Raw genomic sequence first — 14876 nt, 5'->3', positions numbered from 1 at the left:
CCTCCCCACCATTTAACTTTTATCACAATAATCCGATAGTAAAACTCATAAGAAAGTGGATTATGCACGTCACACATCTATGGGTTGCAGACTTTCGAAACTACATCTCTACAGATGTTTCCCTCAAGCCAGGAGTCACATTTCTTGTTGGCCCCAATGGTCAAGGTAAAACAAACCTAGTCGAAGCTATCGGATACCTCGCAACTCTGCGGTCACATAGGGTGGCTAGTGATGCTCCACTTGTTCGAGTCGGTGCAGATCATAGTGTCATTAGGGCAGCTGTTAGTAGAAGAGGGCGCAGTACCACTGTCGAGGTTGATATTATTCCTGGGCGCGCAAATAAAGTGGGGATTAATAGGACTCAAATGTCGCGCCCCAGGGATATTCTGGGAATTATTAGGACCGTTTTATTTGCCCCAGAGGATCTATCACTTATTAAAGGCGACCCGTCTGGAAGACGTGATTTTCTTGATGCGCTTCTTGTTGCACGGCAGCCTAAATGGGCGTTAGTTCAAGGAGACTACGCTCGAGCTTTGAAGCAGCGCAATGCTTTATTGAAGAAAGCTTTAAGTCCTGGTGGAGGTGACAAAAAAAATAGCTACGCAAAAGATCCGTATTTTGAGTCAACATTATCTATCTGGGATGATCAGCTTGCAGGGTTAGGTGGGCGACTAATGTATGCGCGCCTCAGGCTTCTTCATGACCTCTCTCCCCGATTAAAGGACGCTTATTCTTCAGTTTCTGAAGACAAGACAGGAAACTTTTTTGCGCATGCTAGGTATCGAACAAGTCTTGACCCGGAGTGCTCTCTCAAAGTTTCTTCTCTCATTAATTCTAACGAGACTCCTGATATAGAAGATTTACAACAAGCTCTTTTTGATTCCTTGCAGGGATCTCGTCAAGCTGAGTTCGCTCGAGGAATAACTCTGTTTGGGCCACATCGAGATGAAATAGAGCTTTCTCTTGGGGAGATGCCGGCAAAAGGATATGCCTCGCACGGAGAAACTTGGTCTTTTGCTCTCGCATTGAAACTTGCTTCGTATCATCTTCTTCGCCATGACCTCGGGGAAGATCCTGTTCTGATTCTTGATGATGTTTTTGCTGAGCTTGACGCTCGTCGTCGTGCACGTTTAGCAGAGCTGATCGAAGATGCTGAACAAGTTTTAATTACCGCTGCAGTAGAGGAAGATCTTCCTCCTCTACTTCAAGGAAAGACGCTTAATATTCTCGCTGGAAATGTGCGAGATGAGTGAGAAAAAATATTTTCGTCAAGTTTCATCTTTCAGAGATGTAGGCGCATATCAACATGCGCCTACATCTCCTTCATCCGATTTATCTGAAGACTCCGCGATGCGCGATGATGCCGCGCGTGCAGCTCTGGCCCGCGCACGAAATACAGCCCGTGAAGCAGGACTTCGGCCAGGCATGCTTCCACGGAAACGTCGAAGAAAAAACAGCGAGCCACTAACCAGCTCTGCTGGCCCCGATCGACGAGATCCACAGCTTCTCGGTGATGAACTCGGCCGATTAGTAGAAGCACGCGGATGGCGCAAAGATGTCTCTGCAGCGTCAGTTATGGGGAGCTGGCCAGCGGTAGCTGGACTCGATATTGCTCGACATTCAGTACCGGTGAGTTTTGAAGAAGGAATTTTGGTAGTGCGCGCTGAATCAACAGCGTGGGCCACCCAGCTGACCTACATGATTCCGCAACTGCAGGCCCGCATCGATGACGCGATAGGTAACGGGGTAGTCACCAATATTCGGGTAACAGGGCCTAGCGCACCGTCCTGGAAACGAGGACCAAGGCGTAGTCGGGGGCCAGGGCCTCGAGATACTTACGGCTAGTCGAAAAGGCATGTCATCCCATAAAGTCCCCACACAAAAACCCAGTAAAGCGACCTGAGCCGATCTCTGCTCCGCAAAGAGCTTCTACATACCCACCCACATGTCTCGGGTTCCAATGCGACTCAAGGGCTTGAGGGAAGCCCCATTGCGATATTCACTGTGGAGTGAAGGTAGACTGAATACCCGACCATGTATGAGAAGGCAGCATTCATGCGTGCTTCTCCGTGGTCAGCTGTTCTGATCCCGCGCCCCAGCGGCCTGCGTACCGAGGAGTCCTGTGACCGACTCGAGCTCTGAACCCGTGACCGGTGCAGAGGCGTTGCCTGCATCTGAAAACACATCCATTGCCTACGATGCCAGCGCCATCACCGTTCTGGAAGGCCTGGAAGCGGTTCGTAAACGCCCCGGCATGTACATCGGATCTACAGGCGAGCGAGGATTGCACCACCTCATCTGGGAGATCGTCGATAACTGCGTAGACGAAGCTCTCGCCGGATATGCCACTCGCGTAGACGTGACACTGCTGAACGATGGAGGCGTACGAGTCCAAGATGATGGGCGAGGCATCCCCACTGATATCCACCCTGTGGAGAAAGTCTCTGCTGTCGAACTTGTGCTTACCCAGCTGCACGCAGGCGGAAAATTCGGTGGAGGAGGCTACAAAGTCTCTGGCGGCCTTCATGGTGTGGGGTCCTCTGTTGTCAACGCTCTGTCCACCCGCCTAGAAGCCGAAGTTCGACAAAAAGGCCACGTTTACCGCATGGCCTTCGAACATGGAGTCCCCACCGGGCCGCTGCAGGAAATGGAAGAGATACCGGCAGAAGAAACCGGAACGACGATCACTTTCTGGGCTGACCCGTCGATCTTCGAAACCACAACCTACGATCTCGAAACCGTCCGTGCTCGATTTCAGCAGATGGCATTCCTTAACAAAGGGCTGACGATCTCTGTTACTGATGAGCGCCGTCCAGAGCACGACGAATCAGTGGTCGACGATGCTGTAGACGAAGCTGACCTCTCCATCCCCAAGGATGCTGAGGGCAGTGACGAACTCACAGAAAGCGTGTGGAAACCAGTCGTCATCACCTATCGCTACGACGGTGGACTCGTTGACTACGTCCAGCACTTGAACTCCAGTAAGCGCAGCGAGACAGTGCATGAACAAATCGTCGATTTCAACCGTGAAGATTCAGAGCGGTCCATGTCTGTTGAAATCGCTTTGCAGTGGACAACGGCCTACTCCGAGTCGGTGCACACCTACGCAAATGCGATCAACACTCATGAAGGCGGAACGCACGAGGAAGGGTTCCGATCTGCGCTGACCAACCTGGTCAACAGGTTCGCGCGGGCTCAGAACCTCCTGAAAGACAAAGACGACAACCTCACCGGTGAAGATGTACGTGAAGGCCTTACCGCAGTCGTCTCTGTGAAACTAGGCGAACCCCAGTTTGAAGGACAAACAAAAACCAAGTTGGGTAACTCTGAAGTACGTGGTTTCGTGCAAGGAACCATGACAGAAGGCCTAGGTGATTGGTTTGAACGTCATCCAAACGAGGGGCGAGAGATTGTCAAGAAAGCAATTAATGCTGCACATGCTCGGCTAGCTGCGCGTAAAGCGCGGGAAGCAACACGGCGCAAAGGCCTGATGGAGTCCGGGGGACTGCCAGGAAAACTGCGTGACTGTCAATCAAAAGACCCATCCGTCAGTGAGATCTACATTGTTGAGGGAGATTCCGCCGGTGGATCTGCCAAAGATGGTCGCGATCCTTTTAATCAAGCGATTCTTCCTATTCGTGGAAAAATCCTCAATGTCGAAAAAGCTCGCATCGACCGCATCATGAGCAACATGGAGGTGCAAGCACTGATCTCCGCGTTTGGTACTGGTATCGGTGAAGACTTCGACCTGAAGAAAGCGCGTTATCACAAAATCGTGCTCATGGCCGATGCCGACGTGGACGGCATGCACATTCGCACGTTGCTATTAACACTGTTGTTCCGGTTTATGCGCCCGCTCATCGAGGCCGGATACGTATACCTAGCCCAGCCTCCGTTGTATCGGCTCAAATGGATCAACCATCCACACGAGTATGTGTTCTCCGATGAGGAACGAGACCGCCAGCTCCAAGCCGGTAAGAGCGCTGGTTGGAGGCTTCCCAAAGATGGCATCCAGCGGTACAAGGGTCTTGGAGAGATGAACTCCAGCGAGTTGTGGGACACCACGATGGACCCAGAGCACCGTGAGCTCCTCCAAGTCAATCTCGACGATGCGGCTGCTGCTGACGAAATCTTCTCCGTGCTTATGGGAGAAGACGTTGAGTCAAGACGTGACTTCATCCAGAGGAACGCGCGGGACGTTCGGTTCCTTGACGCGTAGCGATTACCGCAGGGGCAGAGGCAGAGATCGGCTCTCAACGTTGGTTTTCCGCTTCCACCCACAAATGTTAGTTGGTCTTTCCCGTTGGTGATCGTGTCGATCTCCGCCCGAACATGATTGTGAAGGATTTGTTGTGAGCGACGAACAGCCTCCTGGTGTCGATGTTGAGGCAGCTGGATCCGGCTACGACCGGGTCGCGCCAGTAGACCTAAACACCGAGATGCAGCGTAGCTACATCGAGTACGCGATGAGCGTGATCGTCAGCCGCGCACTGCCAGATGTACGAGATGGGTTCAAGCCAGTACATCGGCGGATTATTTACGCGATGTTTGATGGCGGGTACCGGCCTGACCGCGGTTACAACAAGTGTCAGCGTGTTGTCGGTGAAGTGATGGGGCAATACCACCCACACGGTGATTCGGCTATCTACGACGCATTGGCACGTTTGGCCCAGTCATGGGTGATGCGATATCCACTCATTGACGGTCAAGGAAACTTCGGTAACGCAGGTAACGACGGCCCTGCTGCCGCGCGATACACCGAATGCCGGATGGCTCCCTTGGCGATGGAGCTAGTTCGTGACATCCACGAAGATACAGTCGACTTCTCGCCGAACTATGACGGCAAGAATCAAGAGCCAGACATCTTGCCGGCACGAATTCCGAACCTACTGGTCAATGGGTCTAATGGAATTGCCGTGGGGATGGCTACCTTAATCCCTCCACATAACTTGCGTGAGGTTGCCGAAGCAGCCCAATGGGTGCTGGCACATCCTGACGCAACAAAAGAAGAACGTTTAGAAGCATGTATTTCCATTATTAAGGGACCAGATTTCCCCACGGCCGGTTTGATTATGGGGCGTCAAGGAATTGAAGACGCTTACCGCACAGGCCGAGGATCAATCATCATGCGGGCGCGCGTGCTGGTTGAAGAGATCCAAGGGCGTACATGCCTAGTGGTGACCGAGTTGCCATACATGGTTAACCCGGACACGTTGGCCACAAAGATCGCGGAGCTAGCTAAAGAAGGGCGTGTGTCGGGGATTGCCGACATTCGCGATGAGTCTTCCGGGCGTACCGGGCAACGTCTGGTGATCGTGTTGAAGCGAGATGCAGTTGCCAAAGTTGTACTGAACAACTTGTACAAGCACACGCAACTACAGACGAACTTCGGTGCAAACATGCTTGCACTCGTCGATGGTGTTCCGCGTACGCTGCCGATTTCAGCATTCGTTCGGCACTGGGTCGACCATCAGGTAGATGTCATCCTGCGCCGTACCAAGTACCGTCTGCGTAAGGCCGAGGAGCGTATGCACATTCTGCGTGCGCTGCTCAAAGCGTTGGACATGCTCGATGAGGTGATCGCTCTTATCCGACGTTCGTCCACACCTGATGAAGCCCGCACTGGCTTGATGGGGCTACTAAGCATTGATGAATTGCAAGCAAACGCGATTCTTGACATGCAGCTGCGTCGTTTGGCCGCCCTGGAACGGCAAAAAATCCTTGAAGAGCACGATGAACTCGCCGCCCTTATCAAGGATTACCAAGACATCATTGCCAAGCCTGAGCGGCAGCGGCAGATCGTCTCTGAGGAGCTGACCGAGACAGTCGAGAAATGGGGCGATGAACGTCGTTCGCAGATCATGCCCTACGACGGTGAAGTCTCGATGGAAGACCTCATTCCTGAAGAAAACGTCGTCGTCAACATCACCCGTGGTGGTTATGCCAAGCGCACACGAGTCGATGAGTACCGATCACAAAAACGTGGTGGTAAAGGGGTTCGCGGAGCAACCTTGCGAGGCGATGACATCGTTGAGCACTTCTTTGTGACGACAACGCATCATTGGATCTTGTTCTTCACTAACCTTGGCCGGGTATACCGGATCAAGGCGTATGAATTGCCTGAGGGTGCGCGGGATTCGAAGGGACAGCACGTTGCGAATCTGCTCGAGTTCCAGCCCGATGAACGTATTGCTGCTGTGCTGGCGATTCCGAACTATGAGGTAGCTCCGTATTTGGTTGTGGCTACACGTAAGGGGTTGATTAAGAAAACCTACTTGCGCGAGTACGACTCCCCCCGTTCAGGTGGCCTCATCGCCGTGAACCTACGCGATGGTGATGAGCTCATCGGGGTAACCGCTTTGCACGATGAAGATGACCTGTTGCTCGTTTCCCGCAAAGGCCAGTCTTTGCGGGTTAAGGGAGACAACAGCACTCTTCGTCCGATGGGTCGTGCCACTAGTGGTGTCACGGGTATGAAATTCCGTGCCGGAGATGAACTGCTAGCTATGTGTTTAGTTCCTGATGCCATGGATCCGGACGTATTTGTTGTGTTTGAGAACGGTATTGCTAAGCGCACACCTGCCTCCGACTATCCGGTGAAAGGTCGCGCGGGCCTAGGCGTCAAAGTTGCTTCGATGAGCGAACGGGCTGGCGACCTCGTTGGTGCGTTGACCGTTGGTGAAAATGAAGAAGTCATGGTCGTTATGGAAAAGGGCAAGGTCGTTCGCTCGCGTGTCGACGAGGTTCGACGCACTGGACGTAACACCATGGGTGTGCAGTTCGCGAAGCCGGATAAAAACGACGCCATCGTTGCGGTGGCGCGTAACCCCGAGCCCGCTGCCGAAGCCGATGTCGAAGCCATCGAGGACGGCGACACCACGGACAGCGCCGAAGCATTAGCGGCGATGCACGACCCGGCCCAGCCGAGGACCGACATCGGTACCGAAGGAGGAGAGAACTCCGAATCCGCTCATGCACAGGAGGCTGCTTCCACGATGCAGGACGATGACGGAGGTCAGGCATGAGCAATCCCAAGGGGCAAGCCAATGGGCCAGCCGCTGCACCGCGCACAATGACAGTAGGCGGTGTCCGGGTTGGTGCGCGCCCTGCAGGGCGTATAGGTCCTACGGCTGCGCCTGGGGATGCAGATCCACGGCGCGTCAAGCTCACGCTGGCGCGCGTGGATCCGATCTCTGTCATGCGGATCTCATTTTTGCTATCGGTGGCATTTGGGATTGCCATGGTCATCGTTGTGATTGCGCTGTGGCTAATGCTCAACAGCATGGGGGTGTTTGCAGAGATTAATGCTGCGGTAGAGAGCCTGCACTTGCAGCAAGGTGGAGAAGCAGACGCACGGTTTAACCTCGTTGAATTTCTCAGCCTCGGCCGGGTGCTCTCCTTGACGATCGTGTTTGGCGTGGTTGACGTGATTTTGTTGACAGCAATCGCGACCGTGGTGGCTTTCATCTACAACATGTGCGCTGCTTTGGTTGGTGGCGCGCAGGTGACTCTCGTCGATGACTGATGCGGCTCTGAGCTGGTTCTTTAGAGTCGATGGAAGTGGCGTACCTGTGTGGTTTGCAGCCGATTTGGGAACCGAGACAACATTCGGGTAATGTAAACGCTTGTTGAGGGCCTATAGCTCAGACGGTTAGAGCGCTTCCCTGATAAGGAAGAGGCCACAGGTTCAAGTCCTGTTAGGCCCACGATTCACGGCGGGGCAATTCCCACATCATGGAGTTGCCCTGCTTGTGTATCCGAGTGACTCAATCCGACTACCTTAAAGTGGTCCAGGATAAGCAAGAGGTGCACATGCATCGATACCTCGCACTAGTCGCAGCAGCTATCGGCGGTCTAGTAACGTGGAAGCATGTGCGCACTCGAAGCGCAGAAAACGCTATGTGGGACCAAGTAACCCACACAGTAAAAAAACACTCGTAAAATTAATGCAGAGCTGAAAAGCTCAACCAAGCGAAACTTCGCTTCGGGGCCTTGGCGCAATTGGTAGCGCACCTGCTTTGCAAGCAGGGGGTTAGGGGTTCGAGTCCCCTAGGCTCCACCGCCGCCCACCAGTAGCTGACAGATCAGCAGCTGGTGGGTGCTGCTTTTTCTCCGACGGTGTGAAGATGACCAAAGTCACTATGCATCCCAAACGCTCGGGAATGCCACCACAACTGCCTCCCATGCGCAGCCCCTTCACGTCCACGATGACACCATGTGCACATGGCCTCCGAAAAACCCACGCACATCGAAGAAATGGCTCGCTGGAGCATCACAGAAACCATTGCAGCCATCCGCGAGGGCCGCGCCACCGCCCGCCTCGTCACCGAAGCAGCTATAACCCGCATCGAACGAGCCAACCCTCACATCAACGCCGTCCACACCCTCCTACGAGAGCAAGCGCTCGCTGATGCTGAAGCCATCGACCCAAGCCTTCCTCTGGCCGGAGTGCCCACCCTCATCAAAGCCGAACACGACATCGAAGGCATCCCTACCACCCTCGGTGGCTACGGCAACAGCACACCTGCACAACACGACTCCGCTGTCGTATCACGACTCAGAGCAGCCGGCGCCATCATTCTCGGCACCACACATATGCCCGAATTCGGCCAATTCCCATGGACCGAAGGAGCCTCATTCGGCCACACCCGCAACCCCTGGAACCTCCACCACAGCACCGGCGGCTCCAGCGGAGGATCCGCAGCCGCAGTCGCAGCCGGATGTGTCCCCTTCGCCATCGGTAGCGACGGCGGCGGCTCCATCCGCATCCCAGCCTCCTGCTGCGGACTTATCGGCCTCAAACCCGTACGAGGGCGAGTCAGCACCTCCCCGTGGCCAGACCTATGGGGACGACTAGGAACCATCGGGCCACTCACTCGCACTGCTGCCGACACCGCGCTCGTCTACGACATCATTGCCGGCCCCAGCGAGCACGACGCCTTCCCGCTACCCCGCCCTTACAACACCTTCACCGACGCCGCCAACCAAGCCCCCCAGCGCCTACGCATCGCCTGGCTCACCAGCCCAGCCAATCCGCTCATCCACGTCGAGCGCCACATCGCAAAAACCGTTCACGACGTAGCCCGCACACTCGCCAAAGCAGGCCACACCATCACCCACCTCACTCAGCGATGGCCCAACGACCAACCTAACTACCTCATCGAATTCGCCCACGCCATCGCCCAAGAACGCAAACGCGTTGAACACCCCAACCGCCTCGAAACCCGTACCCGCCACACCGCTAATGCCGGGCGCCTCATCCCCCCGGCCCTGCTCAAACACGCCCACACCGTCGCCACCAAACTCGCCGCTGACATCGAAACACGCTTCGCTGAATACGACATCGTCATTACGCCCACCATCGCCACAGCACCCCCCAAACTCGGACAACTCGACACCACAGGCAGCTTCCACGCACTCATCCGCTCACTACCCATGGTCGCCTTCACTACCCTCGCCAACACCACCGGCCACGCCTCCCTATCCTTCCCAGCCAGCCACACCCCCGACGGACTCCCCATCGGCATCCAGCTCTACGCCCCTGGCGGCGACGAACAACGCCTGCTAACCCTCGCTGCCCAACTCGAACGCCTCCTACCCAACCGCCCCACCATCGCACCCACCCTCCCCTGAACAGCCATCACACCTGCCAAGAAGAAACCACCCCTTAAGAACACCCCAAACACCTCCCACACCCATCCACCAGTGAGAAGCTGACCCACATGCGCCGATTCGTCCAGAGCAAAAAACTCCAATCAGTCCGCTACGACGTCCGCGGCCCCATCCTTGTCGAAGCCGAACGACTCGAAGCCGAAGGACACAAAATCCTCAAGCTCAACATCGGCAATACCGCCCCCTTCGGATTCGAAGCCCCACCCGCCCTCACCAGCGCCATGATCCGCCACCTGGGCGAGGCCCAAGGCTACTCAGACAGCCGCGGCATCTACTCCGCCCGCACCGCAATCGCCCAGTTCTACCAAGCTGAAGGCCTCCACCACGTCGACGTCGACGACATCTTCATCGGCAACGGAGTCTCTGAACTCATCAGCATGGTCCTATCCGCTTTCATCGACGACGGCAACGAAATCCTCGTACCCGCACCCGACTACCCCCTATGGACAGGCGCAGTCTCCCTCGCCGGCGGAACCCCCGTCCACTATCTCGCCGACGAAAACAACAACTGGAACCCCGACCTGGCCGACATCGAATCCAAAATCACCCCCAATACCCAAGCCATCGTCCTCATCAACCCAAACAACCCCACCGGCGCCGTCTACAGCGCAGAAACCGTCAAAAACATCGTAGATATCGCCCGACGCCACGAACTGGCCATCTTCTCCGACGAAATCTACGAAAAAATCCTTTTCGACGACGCCACTCACCACCACACAGCCCACTATGCCGGCGACGACGTGCTTTGCCTCACCTTCTCAGGACTTTCCAAGGCCTACCGCGTCTGCGGATACCGTGCCGGATGGGTCATGATTTCCGGCCCCAAAGAACACGCCACCAACTTCATCGAAGGCCTCACCCTCCTGGCCAACATGCGCATGTGCGCCAACGTACCCGCCCAACACGCCATCCAATCAGCCCTAGGCGGATACCAATCCATCACCGAACTCATCAAACCCGGCGGGCGCTTCTACGAACAAGGAAAACTCGCCTCACGCCTACTCAACGAAATCCCCGGAGTGAGCTGCGTTGAACCCCGAGGTGCCCTCTACTGCTTCCCCCGCCTTGACCCAGACATCTACCCCATCGACAACGACGAAACTTTCGTCATCGACCTGCTCCGCTCCAAAAAAATCCTCGTCACCCACGGAACAGGCTTCAACTGGCCCCACCCCGACCACTTCCGCCTTACCTTCCTACCCGACGAAGAAACCCTTACTGACGCCATTGGCCGTATCAGCGAATACCTCGCCGCGCGGCGAGCCTGAACACACGTGAGGCGGGAGCCTGGAAACCCACGCCCCGCCTCACGCATCATCAAAATTAACTGTTTTTCGGGTTCTCCGGCGCTTCAGCCGAAGCATCATGCACCTGCTCAGGATTCGTTGGGGCCATGCCATCACCCGTCGGTGCTTGACCCAACGTGGAGATCTGTCCAGGCTTCGTCCCAGATGCGGCACCATCCGAAACACTCGAAGTACGACCACTAGTGGGCGCAGCATAAGGGTCAGTCAACGGACGCGCCCATGGGTCTTCATACTCAGCCTGACGCTGCTTCAACACGTAGTACGCCGCACCCGCAGCCGCAAGTACAACAGCAACACCCAGCACTCCACCAAAGCCAGCACACTTCTTTTTCACTGGAGTTGCTACCGCATCGCCACGCATCACAGCACGAGCACCAACGGCACGTTCGCGCCACACCTGAGGATCAACATCGCTGGCCTCTTCAAGCTGCGTTACGATCTCGCTCCACTTTGAACGCAAGTCACCAGCTCGCCCCTCGGCTTGACTGGCAACAGAATCCGCAGTGTCACGCGCAGCCACGCGAGCCTTTTCGAAACTCTCCTCAGCGCGCTGCGCCACGGAGGTCGCGGTATCCCGAGCCACATCGGCCGCGTCGCTTAGCTTCGGCTCGGCCGCTTCCCACAGACCAGCCAACGTGGGCACGGTCACCTTGAGCGACGGAATCTTGTACGTCTTCTTTTTCTTCGCCACCACTGGCCTCCTGTGCGTCAGTTGCGGATTTGTGTATTTACCATCCTGCCTGTAAAGCACTCAAAAGACAGTCCTAATAACTGCATTTCGCTCAACCCTAAAAGTTGCAACTGACCGCCAGCTGCACAAAAACGCACTATTTGCACCCTTAAGGGTGCAGCCATAGGCGAAATGTATCCCACCAACTCTTGTCGACCCGCTCCCGAGGGCATGGAAGGATGGACCCCATGAACGTCACACTTCACACGAACAAGGGCGACATCAACCTGACCCTGTTCCCCGACCACGCGCCCAAGACCGTAGAAAACTTCGTCGGCCTTGCCAACGGCACCAAGGAATACCAGGCAGACGGCGGTAAAACGTCCCCGGAACCGTTCTACGACGGTGTGATTTTCCACCGCGTCATCCCCGGCTTCATGATCCAAGGCGGATGCCCCTTGGGCATCGGCACAGGCGGGCCCGGCTACATGTTTGACGACGAGATCCACCCTGACCTGGACTTCTCCAAGCCCTACATCCTTGCCATGGCTAACGCAGGCAAACGCATGGGACGTGGCACCAACGGCTCCCAGTTCTTTATCACCGTTGCCCCCACCACCTGGCTGCAGGGCAAGCACACCATCTTCGGCGAAGTTGCCGACCAGGAAAGCCGCGACGTTGTCGATGCCATCGCCGCCACCCAGACCGGTGCGCAGGACCGCCCCACTGAAGACATCACCATCCAGTCCGTCACCATCACCGAGTGACAACGACACGCTGACACACCACGTGAAAGCACAATCCACGGCCACCTAGGCCCGATAACGTGCGGGGCATCCGCGGCACACGCTGCAGGTGCCCCGCACACTTATCCACCACATTGCGCCCCACCCATAAAGCCATACGCCGAAAGCAGAGACAACGGTGGACCAGAAGGCCCCCTCACCCCCCACCAGCCGCAGCCACTACGCAGTCTTCACCGCGCGCCAATACCTCACCACACCGGTCACATACACCCTCATCGCGCTCTGCGTCCTGGTCTGGTTCGCCCAACTCATCCCCAGCCTCGACTATCTTTTGTTCCAAAACGGTGCTTTCATGCCTTCTCTCGGGGCACTGGAACCATGGCGTTTCCTGACCGCATCTTTCCTCCATGCACCCCAAATCTGGCACTTGCTGTTCAATATGCTCTGTCTTTGGATACTGGGGCGCACACTTGAACCAGCAATAAACACAAAGTTTTTTCTGGCTTCCTACTGCGTGTGCGCCATCGGCGGATCAGTCGGATCTATCTGGTTTTCCACTTCTATTACCGACCCCAACGGAACCTGGATGCAGGCAACAGTCGGTGCTTCCGGAGCCATTTCTGGTCTCTTCGCGATGCTCTTTGTCCTTGCATCAACAGTTGGCGCCGACATGCGAGGCATACTTGCAGTTCTTCTCCTCAACGCAACTTTGCCCTTCTTTATTGAAGGAATCGTTTGGCAAAGCCAACTTGGCGGTTTGCTTACCGGCCTCATGATCGGTGCCCTCTGTGCTCTCCAACGCAAAATCTGCATCCGCACACTGCGCTGGCTGGGACTTGCTGCCATTGCAGCAGTACTCATAGCCCTTGCCTGGCACAAGTACGAGGTAGTCGGAAGCGTCGTTCACCTTGGTTGGTGACTGTGTGAGTGCAGAACCTGATTTCCACAGCAGCACATCCGGAGGGATATCCACATCGGTGGAAAGAAACATTGCAAGAAGATTGAATAAGGCCAATCAATACTGAAAGTGCAGGTCAACCATGATTCGGCCTCGTCGAGGCTAGGGTCTCTTACATCCGTGTAATTCATCCCCAGCTGTGCACAAGCCTGTGGAGAACGGTGCGAAACTCCACAAAAACGGTTTACAGCCATCCTGAGATGGTCCAGCATCCACATACGACGATGGTGGGACCACCGCAGTGGCACCCACCATCCATCGAAATCGAAGTGAGAACTGGCTCTACTTCCACTGAGTCGTCATCAAAAAACCAGCCATGATGAACGCGAAACCAATACCTAAATTCCAGTTCTGCAACGACTCAATTGGGTACTTGTAACTACTCAAATAGAAAACAACAACCCATACAAGACCGATAAGCATCAAGCCAAGCATCGTCGGGACAAACCAAGGGCGATTGCCGCCCATCGATTTACGAGCGATCTTCTGCTGTGCTCGCTCCTCTTTCTTCTGGGCTTTGCGCAGGGCTTTCTGCTCCTTCGGAGAAAGGTTGTCATAGTCGTCCATAGCTGATGCATAGCCGGACGGCGAGCCTGCCACGTCCGCGGGCTCATTGCGGGATAGGTCAGACACTGCGAAATCTCCTGCGCTGATCGAAGTGTAAGTGCTCTCAAAGAACACTTTTGATGGCTCCAGAGACCAACATTACGGCCTACACACAAAGCAGCCCGACCAACGTGGCCATCCTCCAGACGCCACACCTGGATTACGGTTGTGAACGATCTACACGCGGTCACCAACGAACCGAAAACAGATCGGAAAAGAAAGGCAACACACGTGACAACAGATGCCGGAAGCAAAGTACTAGTAGTCGACAACTTCGACAGCTTTGTCTACACAATTGTGGGGTATCTGGAACAGCTGGGAACCGAGTGTCACGTCATCCGCAACGACATCGTTATCCCACAGACAGTCGACCAATACGACGGCGTACTTATCTCACCAGGTCCAGGAACCCCAGAAAACTCAGGCAAATCCATCGACGTTATCCACGCATGTGCCCAAAAACACATACCCATGTTCGGGGTCTGCCTGGGCCTGCAAGCACTCGCTGTAGCTTACGGAGCATCAGTGACACGTGCACCAGAACTCGTCCATGGAAAAGTAAGCGACGTATTTCATGACAATACAGGGGTATTCGCAGGTATCAGTAACCCCTTCCGCGCCACCAGATACCACTCACTTGCCGTCAACGAAAAGACCCTGCCACCTGACCTCATCGTCGATGCCCGCACCGATAACGGCATCATCATGGGCCTCAGACATGCAACCCTTCCTCTATCCAGCGTGCAGTTCCACCCGGAAAGCGTCATGACCGCTCAAGGCCACCGACTACTAGCCAACTGGCTCGCAACCACCGGTGTCTCCGGTGTTATTGAAGCCAGCACAACAATGAGCCCCCTCATCAAAGAAGCGGCGTTCTGACCGCTCACCCCAGACGTAGCTAGAGGTGCACGACCACA

13 protein-coding genes and 2 tRNA genes are annotated in these 14876 nt (G+C 55.5%); 13 read left to right on the top strand and 2 right to left on the bottom strand.

The window, feature by feature from the left end; translation table 11 throughout:
- The first annotated feature begins 62 nt into the window (after positions 1–62).
- The 10 genes from recF (at position 63) to CKV89_RS02070 (ending at position 10940) form a co-directional block, all read left to right on the top strand.
- Positions 63–1253 carry a DNA replication/repair protein RecF gene (gene recF, locus CKV89_RS02110; RefSeq protein ID WP_084441034.1) on the top strand — a complete coding sequence of 397 codons (1191 nt, stop codon included), beginning with the start codon at positions 63–65 and terminating at the stop codon, positions 1251–1253.
- 97 nt (positions 1254–1350) lie between these two features.
- Positions 1351–1845: a DUF721 domain-containing protein gene (locus tag CKV89_RS02105; RefSeq protein ID WP_084441035.1), complete on the top strand. Its 495-nt coding sequence runs from the start codon at positions 1351–1353 to the stop codon at positions 1843–1845.
- 277 nt (positions 1846–2122) lie between these two features.
- Entirely contained in the window at positions 2123–4219 is a 2097-nt protein-coding gene (gene gyrB / locus CKV89_RS02100; RefSeq protein ID WP_028327215.1) for a DNA topoisomerase (ATP-hydrolyzing) subunit B, read from the top strand.
- 220 nt (positions 4220–4439) lie between these two features.
- Positions 4440–7025 (top strand): DNA gyrase subunit A, encoded by a 2586-nt coding sequence (gyrA, locus tag CKV89_RS02095; protein WP_231935467.1) that lies wholly within the window; start codon positions 4440–4442, stop codon positions 7023–7025.
- Between the two features lie 155 nt (positions 7026–7180).
- A complete protein-coding gene (locus CKV89_RS02090; RefSeq protein WP_231935422.1) occupies positions 7181–7525 on the top strand; it encodes a DUF3566 domain-containing protein in 345 nt (114 codons plus the stop codon).
- 107 nt (positions 7526–7632) lie between these two features.
- Positions 7633–7706 (top strand) — tRNA-Ile (locus tag CKV89_RS02085).
- A 106-nt stretch (positions 7707–7812) separates the two neighbouring features.
- Positions 7813–7941, top strand: coding sequence for a DLW-39 family protein (locus CKV89_RS12175; RefSeq protein WP_211226681.1), 129 nt, complete (start codon positions 7813–7815; stop codon positions 7939–7941).
- A gap of 45 nt (positions 7942–7986) precedes the next feature.
- Positions 7987–8059, top strand: a tRNA-Ala gene (locus tag CKV89_RS02080).
- 164 nt (positions 8060–8223) lie between these two features.
- Positions 8224–9633, top strand: a complete 1410-nt coding sequence (locus tag CKV89_RS02075; protein ID WP_084441036.1) for an amidase — start codon at positions 8224–8226, stop codon at positions 9631–9633.
- An 89-nt stretch (positions 9634–9722) separates the two neighbouring features.
- Positions 9723–10940: a pyridoxal phosphate-dependent aminotransferase gene (locus tag CKV89_RS02070; RefSeq protein WP_028327218.1), complete on the top strand. Its 1218-nt coding sequence runs from the start codon at positions 9723–9725 to the stop codon at positions 10938–10940.
- 55 nt (positions 10941–10995) lie between these two features.
- On the opposite strand, the gene CKV89_RS02065 is transcribed toward CKV89_RS02070, so the two are convergent.
- The gene (locus CKV89_RS02065; RefSeq protein WP_154657636.1) at positions 10996–11670 is read right to left on the bottom strand and encodes a hypothetical protein; all 675 of its coding nucleotides are present in this window, start codon (positions 11668–11670) and stop codon (positions 10996–10998) included.
- A 227-nt stretch (positions 11671–11897) separates the two neighbouring features.
- On the opposite strand from CKV89_RS02065, the gene CKV89_RS02060 reads away from it, so the two are divergent.
- Both CKV89_RS02060 and CKV89_RS02055 read left to right on the top strand, forming a co-directional pair.
- Positions 11898–12416: a peptidylprolyl isomerase gene (locus tag CKV89_RS02060; RefSeq protein ID WP_028327220.1), complete on the top strand. Its 519-nt coding sequence runs from the start codon at positions 11898–11900 to the stop codon at positions 12414–12416.
- A 157-nt stretch (positions 12417–12573) separates the two neighbouring features.
- Positions 12574–13314, top strand: coding sequence for a rhomboid family intramembrane serine protease (locus tag CKV89_RS02055; RefSeq protein WP_051277528.1), 741 nt, complete (start codon positions 12574–12576; stop codon positions 13312–13314).
- Positions 13315–13635: 321 nt separating this feature from the next.
- Here the strand turns inward: CKV89_RS02055 and CKV89_RS02050 are convergent, their stop codons facing one another.
- On the bottom strand, positions 13636–13953 hold the full coding sequence (locus CKV89_RS02050) for a cell division protein CrgA (RefSeq protein WP_231935421.1): 318 nt from the start codon (positions 13951–13953) through the stop codon (positions 13636–13638).
- A gap of 237 nt (positions 13954–14190) precedes the next feature.
- On the opposite strand from CKV89_RS02050, the gene CKV89_RS02045 reads away from it, so the two are divergent.
- Positions 14191–14838 (top strand): anthranilate synthase component II, encoded by a 648-nt coding sequence (locus CKV89_RS02045; protein ID WP_028327222.1) that lies wholly within the window; start codon positions 14191–14193, stop codon positions 14836–14838.
- Positions 14839–14876 lie beyond the last annotated feature (38 nt).

Origin of the sequence: Dermatophilus congolensis, assembly GCF_900187045.1 — a bacterium.
GTDB lineage: Bacteria > Actinomycetota > Actinomycetes > Actinomycetales > Dermatophilaceae > Dermatophilus > Dermatophilus congolensis.
The sequence above is the reverse complement of the archived record's forward strand: the minus strand, read 5'-3'. Positions and strand labels throughout refer to the sequence as shown.